This window comes from Streptomyces sp. MGP-P1, assembly GCF_057766565.1.
The window spans coordinates 2,518,157-2,540,269 of the sequence record NZ_JBYMEM010000007.1; the positions used below are offsets into that span (position 1 = coordinate 2,518,157).

At 74.4% G+C, this 22,113-nt stretch carries 7 protein-coding genes and 3 pseudogenes; 4 read left to right on the forward strand and 6 right to left on the reverse strand.

Annotated elements, in window-relative coordinates:
• Nucleotides 1–108: 108 nt before the first annotated feature.
• From AC3CH1_RS32925 to AC3CH1_RS32940, 4 genes and pseudogenes are all read right to left on the reverse strand, one after another.
• Nucleotides 109–6,822, reverse strand: coding sequence for a beta-ketoacyl synthase N-terminal-like domain-containing protein (locus AC3CH1_RS32925; protein ID WP_488466207.1), 6,714 nt, complete (start codon nt 6,820–6,822; stop codon nt 109–111).
• A gap of 106 nt (nt 6,823–6,928) precedes the next feature.
• A pseudogene (locus AC3CH1_RS32930) lies at nt 6,929–13,128 on the reverse strand (SDR family oxidoreductase).
• Between the two features lie 56 nt (nt 13,129–13,184).
• Nucleotides 13,185–14,768 (reverse strand): PfaD family polyunsaturated fatty acid/polyketide biosynthesis protein, encoded by a 1,584-nt coding sequence (locus AC3CH1_RS32935; protein WP_488466208.1) that lies wholly within the window; start codon nt 14,766–14,768, stop codon nt 13,185–13,187.
• Nucleotides 14,769–14,801: 33 nt separating this feature from the next.
• Nucleotides 14,802–15,935 (reverse strand): SDR family oxidoreductase, encoded by a 1,134-nt coding sequence (locus tag AC3CH1_RS32940; protein ID WP_488466209.1) that lies wholly within the window; start codon nt 15,933–15,935, stop codon nt 14,802–14,804.
• 947 nt (nt 15,936–16,882) lie between these two features.
• Between AC3CH1_RS32940 and AC3CH1_RS32945 the strand changes: the two genes are divergently transcribed.
• On the forward strand, nt 16,883–18,223 hold the full coding sequence (locus tag AC3CH1_RS32945; RefSeq protein WP_488466210.1) for a wax ester/triacylglycerol synthase domain-containing protein: 1,341 nt from the start codon (nt 16,883–16,885) through the stop codon (nt 18,221–18,223).
• Between the two features lie 216 nt (nt 18,224–18,439).
• Here the strand turns inward: AC3CH1_RS32945 and AC3CH1_RS32950 are convergent.
• Together AC3CH1_RS32950 and AC3CH1_RS32955 are read right to left on the reverse strand one after the other, a co-directional pair.
• Nucleotides 18,440–18,820, reverse strand: a pseudogene (locus AC3CH1_RS32950) (NAD(P)-binding domain-containing protein); the annotation flags it as partial.
• 230 nt (nt 18,821–19,050) lie between these two features.
• A pseudogene (locus AC3CH1_RS32955) lies at nt 19,051–19,647 on the reverse strand (flavin-containing monooxygenase); the annotation flags it as partial.
• A 267-nt stretch (nt 19,648–19,914) separates the two neighbouring features.
• Between AC3CH1_RS32955 and AC3CH1_RS32960 the strand changes: the two are divergent.
• From AC3CH1_RS32960 to AC3CH1_RS32970, 3 genes are read left to right on the forward strand one after another with little or no spacing between them, the layout of a single operon-like run.
• Nucleotides 19,915–20,529, forward strand: a complete 615-nt coding sequence (locus AC3CH1_RS32960) for an ABC transporter ATP-binding protein (RefSeq protein WP_488466211.1) — start codon at nt 19,915–19,917, stop codon at nt 20,527–20,529.
• Nucleotides 20,526–21,449 (forward strand): ABC transporter permease, encoded by a 924-nt coding sequence (locus tag AC3CH1_RS32965; RefSeq protein WP_488466212.1) that lies wholly within the window; start codon nt 20,526–20,528, stop codon nt 21,447–21,449. The genes AC3CH1_RS32960 and AC3CH1_RS32965 overlap by 4 nt, the downstream gene beginning before the upstream one ends.
• Nucleotides 21,450–21,495: 46 nt before the next feature.
• On the forward strand, nt 21,496–22,017 hold the full coding sequence (locus tag AC3CH1_RS32970) for a hypothetical protein (RefSeq protein WP_488466213.1): 522 nt from the start codon (nt 21,496–21,498) through the stop codon (nt 22,015–22,017).
• The last annotated feature ends 96 nt before the right edge of the window (nt 22,018–22,113 follow it).

Below are 22,113 nucleotides of genomic sequence, written 5' to 3' on the forward strand. Positions count from 1 at the left end.
CTGCCGGTGGGCTGGTGGCAAGGACCGGGCACCGGCCCTGTGGTCCCAGTCCGCCAGGCGGCCGACGCCTGATCCTTGCACGGGGACGCGCCCTGTCAGCGTGAACCACTACGCCGGACCGGACCGGACCCGCACGGGCGCTCCCGGCACCACCCGCATGCCCAGTCCACGCACCCGGTAGATGCACCTGTCGTCGCCCCACAGCGACGCGTCCGCCACGGCGTAGGGACCCCGTGCGTCCGTGCCGCTCTCCACGATGTCCATGTCCACCCGGATCAGCCGGTTGGCCGGGGTGATCTGGCCGCGGTACGTCCAGGTCGCCTCGCGGCCCGGCAGCACCGGTTCGAACCCGGGGGCGACGAGTCCGTCGGCCGCGCCCTGCTCCAATAGGTGGTACTGGAGCAGTTGGCACATGGCCTCGATCCCCAACGAGCCCGGCTGCACGGGGTCCTGGAAGAAGTGGGCCTGGAAGAACCAGGCGTCCGGGCGGACGTCCTTCTCCGACCGCAACCGGCCGAGCCCCTTGCTTCCGCCGTCCGGCCAGTAGCCCGTGATCCGGTCCAGCATCAGCAACATCTCGCCCGGCAGGCGCGGTTCGCCGGCGCAGTACCGGTCGGGGCGGGAGGTCAGATCGACGACGGGTCCGCAGGGCTCGTCGAGCCGGGCCCGGTCCCCGGCCGAAGTCGCCAGCCCCTGCTGGTCGTCGAAGGCGGACCGGGGGAAGTAGCCGAATACCGTGGAGAGTTCGAAGAGGGGTACGTCGTCGGCCGTGCACGTCACCCGGAAAGAATCGATGATCATGTCCTCGCTGCGCGAGACACGGGTCAGTTCGGCCCTGGTGCGGACCGTACGCGTCGCCGGGGTGACCTCGCGGGTGACCGTGCCCGACCCGTCGAGATTGCGGAACAGCAGGTCCGCCTCGCTGGTCGTCGCACTGCCGACGTACGAGGCGAGCCAACCGCAGGGCTGGAGCGCCGCCTCCATGAGGACGGCGAACGGCATGACGCGGCCGCCGTTCTGCTCGAAGTACCACGCCCGGTCCGGCACGTCGTACTCGGCGACGACGACGCTGCCCTCGCGCATCCCGCCCTGCGGACCGTCCACCGACACGATCCGGCTCATGAAGTGATAGGGCGGGCCAGGAAGCCGCGCCACCCTGCGGGTGCCGTCGAAGGGCTCGTACATGGCGCCGAACGCCTCGCTCGGCCTGCCCCACGCGCACGCCAGCAGCGAGGCGTGGTCAAAGGCGAAACCGTCGGCCGCCACCGCCACCGGCTTCTCCTCCCGATGTCCGGTCAGCCCGCCGAGACGGGGCAGGGGCACCGGGGCCCCGTCGGTCTGGACGGTGGGCGGGCCCGCGTGCCGCCAGTGCGACAGCGGCCAGTCGGGGACCAGGCGGAGGGCCATGTCGGTGCCCAGGAACGCCTTCCGTCCGTCCACCGAGCCGAGGACGTCGGCGTGGAGCGTCGGCACCGGCCCGGCCGAGACGCCCCGTACGAACACCTCGTAGACGACCCTCCGGTTCTCCGGGGTCGCCTGGCCCCGGCACATGGCCCTGGAAGGCTGCTCGTCGACCGTCTCGAAGCGCCAGCCGTCCCGGTCGACGGTGAAGCCCATGGCCGTCAGGTAGAACGCCATCGCCTGGAGGCCGCCCTGCAACATCAGGGTGCCCGGCATGCAGGGGTCGTTCTTGAAATGGCCGGTGAAGAACCAGTCGTCCGGGGACAAGGCGGTCTCGGCCCGCAGGTACCCGCGCCCCCACGACCCTCCGGCCGGGTCGAACGCGGTGACCTCGTCCAACAGGCGCAGCCGTTCCTCGTCGAGCCGGGGTGAACGGACGTGAGCCGCCGTCGCCTCCCAGCCGGGCCCGAAACAGTCCCCGGGCCGCCCCAGCGTCAGGGCTCGCACCCGGTCGGCGTCGAAGCGGGTCCGTTCGCAGCGCACGGCCGGCGGGTCGAGCGGCAGGTCGTCCCCCGGCACGCGGCCGGCGGGATCCCAGCGCACACCCCCGCTGCCGGCGAGCTCCGCGGGGGTGAAGAACCCCGCCTGCCCCTCGCGGACACTGAGTCGCAGCTCGCCGTCCACGTAGCAGTCGTAGTGGAAGAAGGCCAGCCGGACCCCGTCCGCCTCCGCGTGACCGTCCAGATGGATCTCGAAGCGCAGGGTGTCACCGGGGCGCGGTGGGCCGCCGTGGAACGTCACCTCGCAGCCGAGCAGCCGGTACGCGCGCTCTCCCCGGTTCAGCAGATCGATGCCCAGCCAGCTGAGCAGGAGCAGGTCGGCCTGGCCCGCCTCGATCAGCACGCCGGCCGGCACCCGCCCCGTCGCATCCAGGTACCAGCTGTCGGGCAGGACATCCGTCTCCGTCCAGATCCTCCCGTCCGTGCGGACCGGGCCCGGCAGGACCAGCGCTGCCGGCACCGCGTCGATGCCGGTGACCCGGTCGGCGAGCAGCATGGGCGGCCCGGGCATCCGGGTCTGTACCGCGTAGCCGTCCTGCTCGGCGAAGAGCGGACCGAACAGCGTGGAGATCTCGCGGGAGGCGAGGTGCTCCAGTTGGGCCCGGTCGAACGTCGGCCCGGGCCGACAAGCGTGCCCGGGCCGGGTCTGCTCCGGCTTCGGTTCCGGAGCCCGCACGGGCGCCGGAGCCGTGGAGGGCGGCGGAAGCGGAAGGGGACGTACGGGGGCGGGTACGGGCTGCCCGGGTCCCGCCGCGCCCGCTGCGGTCAGCGCCCGGACGGCGAGCGCCGACACGCGCAGGAACCGCCGGTGGGATTCGGCGTGCGCGGCCATGACCTCCTGGTGCAGCGCGGCGACCCGCAGACTCTGCCGGGCGACCACGCCCCCGGCCCCCGCCTCCCTCGGCTCACGGGCGTCGTCGGCGGGCAACCGGGGCCGCCGTACCGGTGCGGCGGGGGAGGGCACGGCGGCGGCCGGGGCGGGGAGGCGCCTGGTCTGCTCGTGCGCCGGGGCGGGGAGGTGCCCGGTCTCCTCGTCCGACGCGGCGACCACGTGGCTGGGGTCCCGGCCCGGCGAAGCGGGGGGACCGAGGGTGGTCTCCGGCACCGGGGCGAGTTCCGGGGCCCGGGGCAGAACGGTCACGGCGCGCTCCAGGGGCGGTAGGCACGGAGAGGGCGGTACGGGAACGGTGACGGTGGGGCCGGGCCGCGGAAGGCCGGTCGCGGCCCCGGCGAGCCGGGCGAGCAACGCGTCGGTCCGCACCGGCACCCCGGCCACGACGAGTTCGCCCACCGCGTGACACAGGTGCCGCAGGCTCGTGTCACCCGGAGTGTCCAGCGCGACGGCCACGTGCTCCCGGTCGCCGAGCACCCGTTTGATCCAGCCGGTGCACAGCCTCCGCGGGCCGTGCTCCACGAAGACCCGGACACCGTCCGCCCACGCCTGTTCGATCGTGGCCGCGAAGTCGATCGTGCCGAGCCCCTGCGCGGTGAGCGCCTCGGCGGCCCGCTCGGACGTCGGCCGGTACGCCCGGCCGGAGGCCCCGCTGTAGAAGCGAACACCGGGCACCTCGACCGTGGGGCGGCGGTGGGCCTCGTGCCACACCTCCCGGACCTCCGCCAACTCCGGTGCGTGGGCGGCCATGTCGTAGTCCAGCTCGATCGCCCGGTCGGCACCGATCCTGGCCACGACCGCCGCGCACGCCCCGGACTCGCCGCCGATGACGCAGACCCCGGGCGCGTTCACCGCCATCAGGTGGACCGCCCGCTCCCCGGCGAGCTCCGCGCGAACTGCCGCCAGGGGCGCGGCGATCAGATGGCTCGACCACCGGTCGCCAGGGATGCCCCGCTGCCGCCAGTAGCGCCGGACCGCCCGCAGCTCGCCCGCGAGTTCCGTGGTGAACAGCCCGCTGGCCCGGGTCGCCTCGTAGAGCCCCGAGGCGTCCGGCCAGGCCCCCAGCGCGACCAGCGCCGTCGACTCGCCCGAGGAGTAGCCGATCGCGGCGTCCGGCCGCAGTCCGAGCACCTCGCGGCTGAACACGGTGTGCAGCGCCGCCAGTTCGGCGACGGCCCAGATCTGGCCGAGGACCCCGGGCTCGGTCCCGGACCGCAGGCGCGCACCCACCGCCCCGTGTCGCTCACGGACCCGCTCGCCCAGCGACGGCAACGCCAGGGCCAGCTCATGGCCCATCCCCGGATACGCGGCCGAGCCGTTCGTGTACACGAAAGCGGTCTGCCCGACGACCGGCCCGTCCCGGTACGACACGTCCGCCGGGCGGGCCCCGCCCTCCGTCAGCCAGCGACGGGCCGCGTCACCGCGCTCCTGGCACGTGGCGTCGCCGTCGACCACGAAGGCCAGCCGGGCCGGGCCGGCCGAGGACTCCCTACCGGCCTCCAGCGCTGCCAGCACCGCCCGGCGGTCGGTCCCGGAGTAGACGTGCAGGCGCGGGGCGGGGCCCCGCAGCCACGGCCGGGCGTCCCCCGCGCGCAGCCGTACGCCTACGGCGGGCCCCTCCATCGGCGTGACCACGGCCCGCGCGGTGTGGGCGACGGCCGCTGTGTCCGCCGGTCCGCCCGGGCGGGGTACCGCGCGGTGCTGGAGCGAGAGTGCCGCGACCGCGACGGAGACCAGCCCGGACGCGGCATGGGCACGCCCGAAGGCGGCCGCCGGATCGAAGACCGCGTCGGGGCCGTCGCCGATGACCATGTCGGGTTCGCCGGTGGCCTCGTCGTCCAGCAGGGCCACGACGCTGTCGCCGTCCCCGCGCGCGGCGTCCAGGGACTTGAGGACCAGGACGACGGCCGCGTCCCCGGGCTCCTCGTCGCGGCCGAGATCCCGCAGGGCGGCCCGGTGGACCGCCTCGCAGGACAGGTCGGTGGCGCCGACGAGGGCGGCGTCGGCCTCCCCCGACCGAATGGCCCGAGCCGCGATCCCCAGTGCCACCAGCCCGGAGGCCTCCTCCGCCGAGACCGTGAATCCGGGTCCGGCCAGGTCGAGTTGAGTGCTGATGCGGTTGGCCGCGAGGTTCGGCATGCTGCCCACCACGCCCTCCGCCGTCATGGCCGGGGCGAACGCCTCCCGGGCGAGGTCCGCCGAGGCCGCGTCGACCGGCGTCCCCGACTGCTCCAGCCAGTGCGGGATCCGCCAGCGCGCACCCGCGCGCGCCACCTCCGGGTCCACCCCCGTACCGACGACCACCATGGTCCGCTCGCGGGGCAGGCTCACCGTCCGGGCGGCCTCCCGGGCGGCCTCCAGCACCAGGAGTTGGTGGCGTACGGTCCGCTCCAGGGCCAGCGGCGGGAAGCACAGGTCCGTCAGCTCCACGGCGATCTCCGCGACGGGGCCACGCCGTTCGCCGCCCAGCACCGCCCGGCGGAAGTCCTCCAGCGACGTCCCCTCGCCCACCCGGGCTCCGACGGCGACGATCGCCACCGTCGTACGGTCGCCCGGCGCGGCGGGTGCCGGAGCCGGGTCCGGGGCCTTCGCTGCCGGTCCGGGGGGCCGCGTGCCGCCCGTCGACCGGGGCACGGTGGGCGGGGGAGGGCAGTCCGGGGCGTCGACGATCAGATGGGCGTTGGTTCCGCCGAACCCGAAGGCGCTGACCGCCGCCCTGCGCGGCCCCACCCACTCCTCGGCCGCGGCCAGCACCCGCAAGGGCGTGCCCGCCAGTACGTCCAGCGGTCGTCCGGCGCCGAGCGTCGCCGGACGCACCCCCGCCCGCATCGCACCGAGCACCTTCAGCAGTCCCGCCACACCCGCGGAGGCCAGCAGATGCCCGATGTTCGATTTCGCCGAACCGATGGGAACGTCGTCGCCGGCCCCGAAGACCCGGGCCATGGAGCGCGCCTCCACCGCGTCCCCGACCGGCGTCCCCGTGGCGTGGCACTCGATGAGCGACACCGACCCGGGAGCGACGCCCGCCCTCTCGTACGCCAGGCGCACGGCCCGTACCTGGCCCTCCTCCGACGGGCTGATCAACCCGGAACCGCGCCCGTCGTTGGACAGCCCCACACTGCGGATCACACCGAGCACGGGCAGGCCGGCGGCGTGGGCGTCGGACAGCCGTGTCAGGGCGACGAACCCGGCGCCCTCGCCGTGCACCAGCCCGTCCGCGTCCCGGTGGAAGGGTCGGCTGCGCCCCGTGCGGCTGGTCGCGGACAGCGCGCAGAACCCCACGTGCAGGTAGAGGGGATCGGGGCGGCTGACCGCACCGGCCACCATGAGATCCGCCGTGCCGTCGTGCAGCCGGTCGCACGCCAGCTTGATCGCGTACAACGAGGACGCACAGGCGGCGTCGAGGGACCACGCCCCGGCCCCGAGCCCGAGGGCGCGGGCCGCGAGCCGGGCGGGCAGCCCGGAGGAGAAGCGGTTGCGGGCATCGGGCCGGGTCCGCCGCTCACCCGCCGACAGGGCGTCACGGAGCGAGGGGGGTTGCGCGGAAAGCCATACGTGTTCGGCGAAGGCCGCCCCGGCGGACGTGGGGTACGACAGGTTGCCCAGCACCAGACCTCCGCGCGGCAGCGGGCCCTCGTGCCCCGCCTCGGCGAGCGCCTGCCGCACCCCGTACAGGACCCAGTGGAAGAGCGGGTCCAGCGGTGCGATGCGCTCCGGGGCGAGGCGGAAACCGGCCGGGTCGAAGACGGACTCGAACCCGTGGACGTAACCGCCGACGTCCGTCCAGGTGCGGTCGAGGTGATCCTCCACCGAACCCATGGCCCACCGGCGCGGCAGCCGCCACCGGCCCTCCGGGGCTGCCGACAGGCTCGTGCGGCCGGCGGCGATGTTCTCCCAGAACGTGTCCGGGTCCAGCGCGCCGGGCAGCACACAGCCCCGGCCGACGACGGCGATCGGTTCGAAACGCATACGGGTCTCACTTCACGGCGGAGCGCGGCGGGCCGGGACCAGGAGGGGCGGGGCCGGGCGGCGCGAGGTGCGGAGGGGGTGGAGGGGTGAGGAGGGCCAGGGTGGGTCAGGAGGGGCGGACCACGAGCTCGACCCCGATCAGCTCCACGAGGACGGACCCGTCGGCGGCGATCAGGGCCGCGTCGCAGCGCGCCCCGGTGTCGTGCGCCGTTCGTCCCCGCACCACACAGCGCACGGCGCCGTCCACCGCGCCGCGCCGGTGCACCCTGCACTCGGCGACGGCCATCGGCAGCGTCGCAGCCCCGAGCACCTTCTCGCCCCAGAGCAGGGCGAGTTGCAGCGCGCCGTCCACGGCCGCCGGATCGAGCGGACCCTGCTCGTCGGCCCAACCCAGGGCCCGCAGGCCCGCGACGGTCGCCTCCGCCCCGTGCTCCGACAGGCCGCGCACCGTGCGCAGGGAGTGGAACCGGGGGCCGTGGAAGAGGACCTCCCCGTCATAGGGCGTGGCCCGGTCGAGAGGCTTCAGACCGTCCGGGGTGTCCCACGCGAACGTGCCGGGCTCCCCTGTCCCGGTGTCCCACGCGGTCGCGTCGGGTTCGCCTGTCCCGGTGTCCCACGCCTTCGCGTCGGGTTCGCCTGTCCCGGTGTCCCACGCGGTCACGTCGGGATTCCCGGCCCCGGTGTCCCACGCGGTCGTGCCGGGCTCCCCTGTCCCGGTGTCCAGCACAGCCCGGAAGTGTGCCAGGCCGTCCTCGCCCCGCAGCTCCGCGTCCAGACCCGACGGGGCACCGGGCGCGCCCCTGCTGCCGAGCACGGTGAGCCGGTGGCCCGGGCCGGACAGCTCCGGCAGGGCGTACTTCTGGTACACCCGCAGATCACGCAGGACGAGCCGCCCGGCAGACGGCAGCCAGGCCGTGGCCGCGCCCGCGAACCAGTTCAGGACCAGGGCCACGGGCAGCACCGGAACACCGGCGGGCGCGTGGTCGGCCAGCTGCGGCAGGGTGTCCGAGCGGACCAGCACCTGCGCGCGCCGCAGGTCGCCCGCCGGGGCCAGGGCGGCCGGATCATCTCCCGCCGCCAGGACCACACGGGCCTCGCCGGCGTCACCGTCCACCTCGGCCGTGAAGGCCGCGGCCCCCTGGGCCAGGGGGATGAGCGGAACCCCGGACCGGCCGAAGTGCGCGGCCAGGGCCGGGGTGACCATGCCGCCCTGCCAGGGCCCCCAGGCGACACACCGCACCAGGCAGCCGGGCCGACGGGCCTGCTCGGCCGACGCGACCTGGAGGAGGACCTCATTGGCCATCGCGTAGTCGCTCTGCCCCGCGTTGCCGAACACGGCGGCCACCGACGAGAACAGGAGCATCGTGTCCAGTGGATCGTCCGCCGTCGCCGCCAGCAGCGCCCGCAGACCGTCCACCTTCGTCGCCATGACCGGCTCGGCCCGCTCGTCGGTCCTGTCGACGATCCGTTTGTCGGCCAGCACCCCAGCACCGTGGACGATGCCGGTGACCGGCCCCCACGTCTCGCGCACGGTGCGCAGGGCAGCCGCGAGCGCGTCACCGTCGCGGACGTCCACCCGGACGTACCGGGCGGGTGATCCGGCGGCCTCCAACTCCGCCAGTGTCGCCCGCACTTCGCGCGCGGCCAGAATCGCCCGGGCCCGCTCCGCGACCCGGGCGGGCGAGGAGTCCGCCGCGTCCGGGGTCCGCTCCGCGAGCAGCCGGGTGAGCGCCGGTCCGTCGGTGGCCGACGTCAGTCCGGCCGGCTCGGCGGCCAACTCCGTCCTCCCGAGCAGCACGATCCGCGGACGGTGGGTCCTGGCGAGGTCGAGCAGGGCCGCCGCGGTCACCCCGCGGGCCCCTCCGGTGGCCACGATCACGGAAGCGCCGGAGATCCGTCGCGTGCCACTGGGCCTGACCGGCTCGGACGCCATCCGCAGGAGGGCGCGCGTGCCGTCCGCGCGGAGGCCCGTCTCCAGGTCGGCCCCGCCCTCGAGTAGCTCCCCGACGATCGCCTCGGCGACCTCCTCGTCGTCCCGGCCGCCCCGCTCGCAGTCGACGATCTTGACAGAGGAGTCCGGCCACTCCTTCGCAGCGGTCCTGGCCAGACCGGCGACCCCGCCCAGCCACGCGCGGCCGGGCGCGTGTCCTCCGAGCCCGAAGTCGCCCCCGGTGTCCTGGACGGTCACGAACAGCCCCCCGCCCCCGGCGGCCCGGGCGCCACCGCGCGTGCCGCGCGGAGCGCCGACCGGTGGACCTCCCGCGCCTCGTCGGGCGTACCGCCCGCGGTGAGTCCGCCGAGGTGGACGACGCCGCGGGCGTCCTTGGGCACGTCCGCCACCGCGGTGGCTGCCACGCCGCGCTCCGTCAGCTTCCGGGCCACCAGGCCGGCGATCGAGCACCCGTCCGGGCCCCCGCCCGTCACCGCGACGGGGCCGTCCAGCAGTCCCGCCGTGGTCAGCCCGGACGCGGGCGACTCCACGAGGCGCGGTACCAGCCGCGTCAGCGGCGTACGCTCACCCGCCCCGTCGTCGGGGGAGGACGGCGCGGACGGGGCGGACGCCTCGCGGACGACCGGGGTCCCGGCCGCCACGGAGTGCTGCCCGGCCGGGGCATCGGGCTCCGGGGGCCCGGGAGGCAGGGGGCCGTCGCTGAGCGCCTCGACGATCTCGCGGAGCGTACGGAGCCTGCCGAGCTGCCCGGGGTCCCCCGTCGCCACGTCGCTCACCTGTCGGCGCACCGCCGACAGGATCTCGACGCGCTTGATGGAGTCGACGCCCAGATCGGCCTCCAGCTCCATGTCCATGTTGAGCATGGCGGTGGGGTAGCCGGTGAGGCGGGCCACCACCGACAGGAGCAGCTCCTCCAGCTCCGACGGTGACAGGGACACGGTGTCGTCGACGGGAGCGTCGTCCACGGGGGCGGCAGCCGTCTCCGTGGCGGGGAAGGGCACCGCCGGGGCCGCCGCGGCTGCGGGAAGGGTGGGTGTGACAGGAGCGGGCGTGGGCGCCGAGGCCGGGACAAGGGTCTCGACCGGGGCCGGCGGCGTCATGGGCGGCGCCGGCACGTGTCGCGGTGACGAGGAGCGGGGGAGCGGCAGGGGAGTCGCGGGAGCCGAAACGTCCCCGTCCCCGGCCGGGTTCGGCGCGCCGAGCATCGCGGCCAGGGTCGTCTCCGTCATCCGGAGAAAGGCCAGATGGCTGTCTGTCAGGAGGCGCTGGCAGACCGCGTGGGTCTCCGCCGTCTGCCGTTGGATGCTCTCGACGGCGGCGAACCAGTCGCCGCCGAAGGTGGGCTTGTCTCCGGCGGTCCCAGCGGGCTCGGCCTCGTACGCCGAAGGCTGCGGGGCGTGGGACGGGGAGGGGTTGTACGCGGGCATGGGGACCGCCGGGGTGTCGGACGTGGACAGGGACGTGGGTACGGGCACGGGGGCGGGCAGCGCTCGGTGCCGGGGCTCGGGTGTCGGAGCGGGCGACAGCTCGGCGGGCCCGGGGCGGGTCGGCGGCGACTGACCGTGGTTCGCTCCGCTGATCTTCACCGTCATGCGGGGCTCGCGCTCCTTCGCCGGGGTTCCGGGCGGGGCGTACGGTGCCCAGAGCGGGGCGAGATCGAGGGGGACGCCGCGTACGGCCAGTTCGCCGAGCGCGGCGTGCAGGGTGTCGGCACCGGGCCGGGCCTGCCGGTCCAGCGGGACGGCCGCGTGCTCGCGGTCGCCGAGGGTCTGGTGGACCAGCCCGGTCAGCGTGGCGCCCGCGCCGATCTCGACGAAGGTGCGCACCCCCGCCGCGTACATCGCCTCGATCTGGTCCTGGAAGAGCACCGGGGAGGCGAGATGACCGGCGATCCGGCGGCGCACCTCATCGGGGGACGAGGGGTACGGCGCCGCGTCCGCGTTGCCGTAGACCTCGATCCGGGGCTCCGCGAGCGGCACCGTGCGCAGGTACGCGGCGAGCGGCTCGACGGCCGGGGCGACCAGCGGGCTGTGGAAGGCCGTCGACGCGGCCAGCCTACGGGTGCCGACCCCCTCGGCCGAGAACGCCTTCTCGGCGCGTGCGACCGCCTCCACCGATCCCGAGAGCACCACTTGGCACGGGGAGTTGTGGTTGGCCGGCCAGAGGTCGCCGAACCCGCCACCGGCCAGCACCCCGGCCACGTGCGTACGGTCCGCCGCCACCGCCAGCATCGCGCCCGGGGCGTCCGCCGCGTCCCGCATCAGCTCGCCGCGGTGACGGGCCAGCCCCACCAGGGACTCCGCGTCCAGCGCGCCCGCGCACGTCAGCGCCACCAGCTCGCCGAAGCTGTGGCCCGCCACGCAGTCCGGCCGCAGCCCCAGCCCTCGCACCACCTCCAGCAGGGCCAGCGCGTGCACCGCCAGTGCGGGCTGCGCCCACTCGGTGGCGTCCAGCAGGGTCCGCCGGGCGGCGCGTTCCCCGTCGGTGAAGGCGGGCGGTGGGAAAACGACCCGGTGCAGGGGCCGCCCGTCGAAGCGGGTGCCGCCCAGCCGGTCCCACACGGCCTGGGCGGCCGGCGCCAGCATCGCGAGACCGGCTCCCATCCCGACGTACTGGGACCCCTGTCCCGGGAAGAGGAAACCGATACGGCCGGGCGTGGGCTCCCCGTACGCGTACCGGACCCCGGTGGGCGTCGAGAACGCCGCGTCGGGGTGTCGCCGGATCCGTGCGAGCGCCTGCGCGTACTTCTCCCGCAGGTCCTCGGCGTCGGTGGCGACGACGGCCAGCCGCACCCGGGCGGAGGGGGAGAAGGCGGCCTGGCTCTCCCGTGCCAGCGCGTCCGGCGGACGGTCGTCGTCCGTCCGGGGCGCCATCAGGTCCGACGGGGAGTCGCCGCTGAACAGGACGAGTTCGCTCGGCGCCGTGCGGTGGCGCAGGGCAGGGCGCCCCGGGCCGCCCGAGGGCGCGTACTCCTCCAGCGTGACGTGGAAGTTGCTGCCGCCGAAACCGAAACTCGACACCGCCGCCCGTCGCGGATGGCCGGTCGGCCGGACCCACGGGCGGGTCTCGGTGTTGACGTAGAACGGGCCTTCCGGGGCGGCGGCTGCCGGGTTCGGCCGCTCCACCTTGACCGTCGGCGGCAGCACCTGGTGGTGCAGGGCCATGACCGCCTTGAGCAGGCCCGCCGCGCCCGCCGCGCACTTGGTGTGGCCGATCTGCGACTTGACCGAACCGATCGCGCACCACTGCCCGTCCGGGCGCCCCGACGCACCGAACACCGCACGCAGCGCCGTCAGTTCGGCGGCGTCCCCGGCTTTCGTGCCGGTTCCGTGCGCCTCGACCAGCTCCACGGTCTCCGGCCCGTAGCCGGCTCCCTCGTAGGCGCGTCGCAGGGCTCGTTCCTGGCCCTCGGGCAGCGGGGCGTAGATCGCCGTGCTCCTGCCGTCGGACGAGGTGCCGATACCCCGGATCACCGCGTGGATCCGGTCGCCGTCACGCTCCGCGTCGGACAACCGCTTCAGCGCGTACATGACGACCGCTTCGCCGAGCATGGTGCCGTCCGCCGCGGCCGAGAACGGCCGGCAGTCGCCGGTGGGGGACAGCGCGGGCGTCTTGGAGAAGCACAGGAACATGCCGATGTCGTTCCCGGTGTCCACGCCCCCGCTGATCACCAGGTCGGCCCGGCCCAGGGACAGTTCACCGACGGCCGTCGACAGTGCCGCGAGCGAGCTGGCACAGGCGGCGTCGGTGGTGTGGTTGATGCCGTGCAGATCGAACCGGTTGGCGATCCGGCCCGCGACGACGTTGCCGAGCAGCCCGGGGAAGGTCGATTCGCGCCACGGCTCGAAGCGGGCCGCGATGCGGTCGCACACGGCTTGCGCCTCGGTCTCGTCGAGTCCGCTCTCCCGCAGCCCCGCGAGCCACGCGGGGCGGTGGGCGCGCCCGTACATGTGCGGAAGGAGTTCGAGAGCCGCCGCGCCGAGGACGACGCCGGTCCGGTCCCGGTCCACCCCGGCCGGGCCGCCGGCGTCCGTCAGCACCTGGTCGGCGACCATCAGGGCGAGCAGTTGAGAGGTGTCCGTCGCCGACAGATTGGCGGGCGGCACCCCGTAGGCCATCGGATCGAAGTCCACCTCGGGAAGGAACGCGCCCCGGCGGGCGTACGTCTTGTCGGGGGCGGCCGGATCCGGGTCGTAGTGGTCCTCCACGCGCCAGCGGGTGGCGGGCACCTCGGTGATCAGGTCACGGCCACCGGTCACGATCCGCCAGTAGCCCGCCGCGTCCGTGGCGCCCGGCACCAGGGCACCCACGCCGACCACGGCGACGGGGAGTTGACGGGGTACGGGCTCGGACATGCTCTCTCCTCTGGGTCGTAGGGTCGGTACCGACGACCCGGTGGCGCCGAGGCCGCTCACGCCAGCTCGCACGGCGTGTAGGTGAACGCCTCGGCCGGCAAGGGGACGCCGTACGTGCGCAGTTGATGGGCGCGCGTGAGCACGGCGGCCCCCTCCAGCAGATTGAGTCCGATCCGCACCACGGACCGGTGCGCCGGATCGGCCAGGAACGAGCCGGCCACCCACCGGTTGAACGCGCCCATCGCCGGCCCGCACCAGATCTGGAAGTCGGCCCGCCGCGACTCCTCCCCGGTGATCGCCCACCGGCTGGAACTGCCCAGGTACCAGCGGAAGACCAGGGCCATACGGTGTTTCGGGTCGGCCTCCGCACGGGTGATCTCCGCGGGATCGCGCTGCTCCCAGAACGTGCGAGCGTGCCCCCAGATCTCGTCGAACGGGGCGCGCAGCACGTCGCGTTCGATGGTGGCGCGCAGCGCGGACGGGATCTCCTCCAGCGATCCGTGGGCCCGGTACGCCGCATGGAGCCGAGCCGCCCGCTGGGCGAACATCGTTCCCCGGGAGAGCACTTGGAGCTTCACCCCCAGCTCGAACATGTCGGCCGCCGGCGCCATGGCGACGTCGGATACGTCCGCGTCGCAGAGCATCGCCTTGGCCGCGTCGGACAGGCCCGCCTCGACGGCCGTCTGGTTCACCGATCCGACGACCACGTAGGAGGCGCCGAGGGCGAAGGCGGCGGCCACCGCGTCCGGTGTGCCGAGACCGCCGGCCGCGCCGAGCCGGACCGGCCGACGGTAACCGAACCGCCGGCACAGCGCGTCACGCAGCCCGGCGATCCTCGGCAGCAGGACCGACAACGGCCGGTTGTCGGTGTGTCCGCCGCTGTCCGCCTCCACGGTGATGTCCTCGGCCACCGGCACCAGGGCCGCCAGAGACGCCTCCTGGCGGGTCAGTTTTCCCCGGGCGACGAGGGAGTCCAGCAGCGCGGGTGGCGCGGGGGAGAGGAACCTCTCGGCCACCTCGGGCCGGGAGACCTTAGCCAGCAGGCGCGTACGCCGGACGACGGCGCCGTCCGGGCCCCGGCGCAGCCCGTGCGCCGAGCACAGGACGACCGCCGGGGTCAGTTCCATGAACGCCGAAGCCGAGATCCGGGGCACGCCGCGACGCAGCAGCAGCTCCGCGACGCGGAACTCCAGTGCGGGTTCGGCCGGTGAGTGGATGAGATTGACGCCCCAGTTCGAGCGGGACCCCAGCTCCCCCACCAGTGTGTGCACGGCCCGCTCCACGTCGGGGTAGGCCAGACCGCCCGCGCCGAAGAAGCCGATCATCTCCGCCCGGGCCATCGCGGAGACCATCCGGGTGGTCGCGATGCCGTTCGCCATCTCCCCTGCGACATAGGGGAAACGGACGCCGTGCGCCTCGCAGAAGGTACGGCCGCCGAGCCATTCGGGGTACAGCGGCGGCAGCGTGCCGAGTACCGGACCGGCGGGCGCGGCGCCGGTCGCGATCCCCAGCTCCCGGCCGTCCGGCCCGCTGACGATGTGCACGGGTTCCCGGATCTGACGGACACGCGCCGTGATCCCCTCGGGCGAGAAGACCGGCAAGGAGGCGGCAGGCGGGCCGAGAGCGGTGAGGACGGACACGGGAAGGCTCCAACGGGGTGGGTCGGCTGCTGGTCAGGCGTACCGGGCGGACGGGAGAGGGGCCGGGGGGACGCCCGGCGACCGGGGCAGGACCCCGCCCCGGGGGGCCAGCCCGGACCACAGGTAGTCGAGGCCCACCGGGGCGGAGGCCGCCGACGGCCCGAGCCGGGTCCTGACCCGGGTGTCGTCGAACCGTCGCCGATGGGCGAGGTAGGCCGTCATGCCCGGGTAGAAGTCGAGCAGCGCCTCCAACGCCGACGGGTCGTCCGGCTTGGCGGAGACCAGGTCGATCGAGAGCGGGACCAGCCGTTCCAGGAGCTTTACCACCGTGGGTACGGGCACATCGCGGTCGTGGACGACGTGGTACGTGTCGACCCCGCCCGACGGCGTCAACCCGGCCAGCCGCACCATGACGTCGGCGGCGTGCTCCACCTGCAGGAGGTTCAGCCGGCCGTGCGGATGCCCCACCGTCCGGACCCGGAGCCGGCCGTCCGACCCGGCGGCGCCCAGCGCGTCGCGCAGGATGCGCTCGACGACCTGCAACGGGTGCGAGGGCAGCTCGGGGTGCGGCGGCCGGTCGGTGACCAGGACGCCCGGCCGCAGGACCAGGGCCGGGCGGCCGTGCTCCCGGGACCAGCCGTGAACCAGCAGCTCCGCCTCGTACTTGGACTGCTCGTAGGCGTTCTCGAAGCCGTCGGGGGCGTCCAGCTCGTCCTCGTACGCCACTCCGGTGCGTCGGCCACCGGCCACGAACGCGGTGCTCACATGGCGGATCGCGGGTGCCCCGCGCCCGGCGGCCGCCAAGTCCAGTACGTGCCGGGTCCCTTCGACGTTGGTCCGTCGCAGCTCGGGAAGGTCGCCCTCCAGATTGATGCTGCCCGCGCTGTGCCAGATCTCGCCGAGGCCGTCGGCCAGCTTCTTAAACGTCCGTGCGGACAGGCCCAGCCGCGGCAGCGCCAGGTCGGTCTCCACCACCCGCAGCCGACCGGGGAGCCCGTCGAGGAAGGCCTCCGGCGAGCCTGTCAGTTCGAAGGACCGGGTGATGCGGTGCAGGGCGTTCCCCGACCCGGCATGGGCCAGGACGGTCACCGACCGGTGCGTGGCGAGCAGGCGACGCAGCAGACGCAGTCCGAGGAATCCGGTGGCGCCGGTGAGTGCGACGTGCACGAGCGTGGCTCCAAGGGCGGTGAGAGGGGCGGTCCCTGGCCGGGTGCGGAGGGGGGAGACGGGTGGCGCCGTTGCGGCGGCCGGTGAGGGGGCGGCGGGATGTCACCGGCCGTCCCGCATCGCGGATCGTGACGACGATGGCACCGCGCACGGTCGGCCGATCCGGTGCGGCCGGTGCTCGCCGGCTCTCCGGTGCCCCGTCCGACGGGGGGTTCTCGGGCCTCGCAGCCCGGTGATCTCCGGCGCACGGCACACAATGGCAGACGGCGAACGGCACAGGCGCCCCGATTCCTCCCGCTCACCCGAACGGAGTACGGAGCGGCGGGGCCGGTGCGCTTGCGCACGGCCCGGGGCGCGGAACACCGTCGGCGGAGCGGCTCCGGCCTGCACGGCGGCCGGACGCGGCCGGAGTTCCACGGTGGTGATCGGAGCCCCATCCCTCTTTCGAGGGAACCCGCCGCCGAGAACCCGGTTCGCCCTCACGACGGGTCGTCGTGCCGACCGCGACAGACGGTGCGCGGGGTCGTCGACCCGCCGGGGCACGGGCACCGGGAGCCGCGGGGGGCCCTGGACCGGGCGGGCCGGCGGCCGCGGGGCGGACAGGGATCAGGCCGCTGGGGCAGGAGCGGCGGGCGGACACCGCACGGACACGCCCCGGCCGGTGGTCATCCTGATGGGCGGTCGGTTCCGACGGCGTGCTGCGGCCGGTCCCGGCGGCTCGCTGCGGTCGGCCGGCTCGTGCTGCGGCCGGTCCGGGCGGCTCGCTGCGGTCGGCCGGCCCGGGCGGGCGGGCCGCCCGGGGGCCTCCTGCCATCGCCCGCTCGCTTCCCTCCGCCTCACCGTCCCCCCGCCCTGAGTCTCTCCCCCCCCCCGCCTCTCTCCCCCGCCTCTCTGCCCCCCTGTCATCAACGCGATGGCCCTGGCCCGAATTGGAGCACCGAAGTCCCATGCCTGATCCCGAGCAGCCCACCCTGCCCGCCCCGTCCGACCGTTCCGCCCGGCCGATTCCCTCGCCCCGCCACTCCACCCACGCGGTCGACCGCGCGTTCCTCAAGCTGGAGCGCCGTCGGCCCGACGTTCGCTGGGACGCGGGCGGCGTCGCGTATCTCAGTGGCCCGCCGCCGGCCCTGGCGGACTTTCGCGCGTACGTGGGACACCGCCTCGGCGAACTGCCCCTGCTCACGAGCCGGGTGGAGGGAGGCCGGCGGTCCCGGTGGCAGCCGGACGCGGACTTCGCCGTCGACCGGCATGTGCACGAGGTGGTCGCCGACGGACCCGGCGCCCGGGACTCCGCCCTGCACACCGCGCTCAACGCCCCGTTCGCCCCCGGCTGCTACTGGGGGGTCTGGCTGGTCCACGGCCACGACCCCGACGCGTACGCCGTCTGCTACCGCTTCCACCACGCCTGCCAGGACGGTTCGGCCGCCGCCATGACCTTCCGGGCCATGCTGGGTGAGGGGGAGCCGTCGGCGCGCCCGGTACCGGGCCGGAGCCGTCCGTCCGGGGTGCCCCGGCGGGTCGGCGCGGCCGTCGGGCTGGCCACGAGGTTCGCGGCCGGCTCCCTGGCCGTTCGCGGTCACCGCCCGGACGCGGCCTTCGCCCCCTCCGGGGAGCGGCGGCTGTGGCGGGGCCAGGCACCGGTGGACACCCTCCGCCGGATCGGCGCCGGGCGGGGCGGTTCGGCCCACGACGTGCATCTGGCGGCGCTCTCGGGGGCGTTGTCGGTCTGGTCGGCCCGTGCCGGGGTGCCGCTTCCCCGGGTGACGGCCGTACTGCCCGTCGACGCACGACGCGCCGACGAGGAACAGACGTGGGGGAACCGCTGCTTCGCCCTGCCCCTCGAACTGCCCGTGCGGACCGTCCCGGACCACCCGGACGGCTCACGGGACGGTGAGGAGCCCCTGCGCCGACTGGATCAGGTCATGGCGACGACCCGGAAGCTGCGGGGCGAGACCTGGCGGCAGGCCATCCAGGACCTGGTCCGCTTCATGCCGGACGGCCCCACCGCGTGGTACCTGCGCAGGGTGCTCTCGCCACGCGTCACCAACGTCATGGCCACCTCCATGCCGCTCGCCGACAAGGGAAGCCTGGGGGAGACGCAGGTGACGGGGACCGCCCTGCTGCCCCTGCTCGTGCCGGGTCATCTCTTCGCCGTGGGCCTGTCGTTCTTCGGCGACTGGGCGGAGGTGTCCTTCGTCGCCGACCGCGCCCTCCCACTGGGGGAGCTGCTGCCGGAGCTGTGGGAGCAGGCCGTGGGCGAGCTGGCGGAGAGCTCGACGCCCGTGTGAGCCCGGCGGGAGCTCTCCCGTACCGGACCGCACGCAGCGGGCCTGGGGATCACGCGGCGTCGGACACGGGCGTGGGAGAGCTCGCCCCGGGCCGGGGCGGAGCACACCGCGGGCCCGACGCCTGCCTGCCCGCAGTTCCCGCCGGAGGGCCCGCCGATAGGAGCGGATGTCGATCTCGATCCCGTGACGGTAGGTGGGCGCGTAGGCCTTGTCGTGCCGCCGGCGCGCTCGGGCGATCGCCCGTGTCATCTCCGCCGGCGCCGGCAGCCGCACCGCCCCCTCGATCAGGTCGGCGACCCATTCGGCCTGCGGTTCGAGCAACGGGAAAGCGGCGCCGGCGGGTTGGGCGAGCCCCATGAAGTAGAGACCGGGGAGCCGGGGCGGCACCGTGCGCAGATAGAGCTCCGTGCGGCCGCCCGGGGCGGCGAAGACGGAGGGGGCCAGAAAGGGGAAGGAGATGGCGTACCCGGTGGCGTACACCACGGCGTCCACGCTCTCGCGGCTGCCGTCCGCGAAGAACGCCGCGTCCCGGCCGAAGGAGCTGACGCCGGGCTTGGGGGTGACCGCGCCCCGGGCCAGCTGGACGAGGAGTTCGTCCGAAGTGGACGGGTGGGCGGCGAGGGGCCCACGGACCGGTTCGGGAAGCCCGTAATGAGCGGGGCGCCACGGGTCAGCCGCAGGAGAAGCGCCATGGCAGGCTCCTTGAGGAACCGCGGCAGACCGGCCAGCGGGCTTCCCGCCAAGTGGTCGGCCGGCCGCCCGAGCAGCATCTTGGGGAACACGTGCGCCGTGTCACGCGCGGAGAGGAACGTCCGCGCCGCCGTACGGGAGACCTCCGCCGCGATCTCGCACGCGGAGTTGCCCATGCCGATCACGAGCACCCGCCGGCCGGCGTACGGCTCGGGGGAGCGGTAGTCGTGCGAGTGGAGAGCGGGGCCCTCGAACCCCTCGGCTCCCGGTACGGCGGGGTCCGGCAACCGCGGGTCCCAGTGGTGCCCGTTGGCCACCACCACCTCGGTGTAGCGCTGTGTCCGCGCCTCCGTCCGGTCACGGTGCCGGCGGACGACCTCCCAGCCGCCGTCCTCCAGGGGCCGTACGGAGGTGACCTCCGTGCCGAACGCGATGTGCCGGTGCAGACCGAACGCGGCGGCGTACTGCTCCAGGTAGGCGAGGACCTTGCTGTGGTGCGGGAAGACCGGGTAGTTCTCCGGCATCGCCAGCGAGGAGAACGACATGCTCTCCTTGGAGATGTTCGCGTGCAGGGACGCGTACACCCTCGACATTCCGTTGTCGTTGCCGTAGCGCCAGAGCCCGCCGATGCCCGAACCCGCCTCGTAGCAGTCGAACGGAAGGCCGCGCGAGGCAAGGACCTTGCTCGCCGCCAGGCCGGACGGGCCCGCTCCGATCACGCACGTTCTCCGCATGGCCGACCGGCCTTTCCTCTTGGGTACGCGACGACGGCTCCAGGCCCGCGACACGGGCGCTCCGAGCCCGGTCACGCTATGGGTCGGCGCCGCGCCGGGAGCGGTTTCCGCGGTGGTCCCGTCGCACGCGTGACGGGTCGTGCACCGGGTTGACGCCGGGCGCACGTGCGCGTCCCCGGCGCCGTTTCCGCCGCGTGGCCGGCTCGTTGGGCACGCGCGGATCGGTTCCGCGAGCACGGGGAAGACCTGGTACGACGGAGCGAGACGATGGACGTCCACGATGTGCACCACTCCTACCGGCAGTACGCCGTTCTCCGGGGAGTCGACCTTCGGCTACGGCCCGGCACCCTCGCCGGGATCGTCGGGGAGAACGGCGCGGGCAAGACGACGCTGCTGAAGATCCTCTCCGGTGAGCTGGGGCCGGACCGCGGCTCGGTGCGGCACCACGGCAGGTTCGGCTACTGCCCGCAGTCCGTGGTGCTGGACGACTCCTTCACCGTCCGCCAGCATCTCGACCTCTTCAAGGCCGCGTTCGGCCTCGCCGACCTGCGGCGGGCCGAGGAGGTGATGGAGACCCTGGCCTTCACCGAGTACCTCGACCGGCGTGCGGGCCTGCTCAGCGGTGGCTCGCGACAGAAGCTGAACCTGACCCTGGCGCTCATGCACGACCCGGACGTGCTCCTGCTGGACGAGCCCTACCAGGGCTTCGACTGGGAGACGTACCTGCGCTTCTGGGAGCTGGCGACGAGGTTGCGCGACGCCGGGCGTTCGGTGCTGGTCGTCTCGCACCTGGCGTACGACATCGACCGGCTGGACGTGCTCTGGCGCCTGGAGAACGGGCGCCTCACCCGCCAGGAGCGGCCTGCGGGGGCGGCGGCATGAGGCGGCACTGGTTCCTGTTCGCCACGGCTTCCAGGTACGCGTTGACCGGGCACGCCCGCAACCGGTTCGCGATGCTGCTGGTGGTCGTGTACATCCCCGTGTGGATCGCCCTCGCCTACGTGACCATTCCCGATCAGCCGGCCCCGTTCCGGCTCCGGGCCACCGGCGAGATCCTGTCCCCGCCCGGCAACCACCTCACCCAGATCACCGGTGCGCTGAACGCGGTCACTTTGATCGCCGGGTTCATGATGTTCGCGGCCACCTTCACGGGAGGCGCTTTCGACCGCCGCCTGGCGATGGCGGGCTACCCTCGCTACCACCTCGTCCTGGCGAAACTGTCCGCGCTCACGCTGGTCTGTGTCGCCGTCGCCGCGTACGCCACGGTCGTCGTCGGACTGGCCTGGCCGCCGCGACAGCCCCTCCTCCTCGCCGCCGCCCTGTTCTGCGCGGCTCTGACCTACGGCGCGCTGGGCGTGGTCTTCGGATCGGTGCTCCGCCGAGAGGTCGAGGGCATGTTCGCCATCCTGATGATCAGCATCCTCGACGTCGCCCTGCAGAATCCCCTCTCCAGCTCCGGGTCCGACAGTGCCGTCGTGCGCTTCCTCCCGACGTACGGAGCCGTGCAGGCGAGCATGGCCGCGGCCTTCTCCGACGCGTCGGCCGTCCGGGGGCTCGTGATCCAGTGCCTCTGGCTCGCCGGCGCCGCGACGGCCGGCTTCCTGGTCTTCCGCCGACGGACCCGGAACGCGCTCTCACCGGGACGGGGAAATGGGTCCCGTCCCCTCGCGGCCGCGGCCGCGGGACGGCCCCTGACCCCCTCGTCGCACGGACGGCCGACGACCCTGTGTGCCACCGTCAGCCCCACCGAAACGCCCGTGACGTGCGCAGGCGGTGATCGTTCTGTAGCCGTCGGGCGCTGATGCGGCGCCCGGACCGTCACTCTCTCGTACGAGGAGCACTGCCCCCATGCCTCTTTCGCGTACCGTCCAGCGCACCGTCCTCACCGCGGCACTCCTGTCCGTCTCCGCGCTGGCAGCCCCCTCCACCGCCCAGGCGGCCCCGCTGCCTCCCGCGTGTCAGGAGGCGCTGCTCGAAACCCTCGACAAGTTCCCCGTCGTGGACTTCACGGTCCCCGACAAGGCCAAGGACACGATGCTGGGCGAGGTGCTGGGGCTGAGCGAGGCCGACCAGGCCGTGTTCACCGAAGCGGCGTGCGCGGCCTGGAACACCTGGGCGACCCAGAACGGCCAGGCTGTCGCGACGGACCTGGACACCCGCTACCGGAACGCCGCCGGACCCGTGTGCAACAAGTTCGCCAGGTCCTCGCTGGCGACGATCAAGAAGCACGCGCCGAACGTGCCCGCGGCGACCCGTGACATGGAGAAGGTGGCCAAGAAGGTCTGGAGCGGCTCCATGGAGAAGCTCGCCGCGGATGCCACCAACGCCGATTGCCGTACGGCCTACAACGCGGTCAAGGCCGGCTGGTAGCAGGGCAGCGGCCGGGCGCGTCGCCGGGCCGGGCGACGCCCCGACAGGACGGATCCGATGCCGGGAGAACACAGGTGGCGCAGGATCGTCTCAGCC

What these genes read in the sequence shown, in the direction of transcription:
- AC3CH1_RS32925 (WP_488466207.1), bottom strand. Translation starts at nt 6,822, where the DNA reads ATGCGTTTCGAACCGATCGCCGTCGTCGGCCGGGGCTGTGTGCTGCCC.
- AC3CH1_RS32945 (WP_488466210.1), top strand. Translation starts at nt 16,883, where the DNA reads ATGCCTGATCCCGAGCAGCCCACCCTGCCCGCCCCGTCCGACCGTTCC.
- AC3CH1_RS32960 (WP_488466211.1), top strand. Translation starts at nt 19,915, where the DNA reads ATGGACGTCCACGATGTGCACCACTCCTACCGGCAGTACGCCGTTCTC.
- AC3CH1_RS32965 (WP_488466212.1), top strand. Translation starts at nt 20,526, where the DNA reads ATGAGGCGGCACTGGTTCCTGTTCGCCACGGCTTCCAGGTACGCGTTG.
- AC3CH1_RS32970 (WP_488466213.1), top strand. Translation starts at nt 21,496, where the DNA reads ATGCCTCTTTCGCGTACCGTCCAGCGCACCGTCCTCACCGCGGCACTC.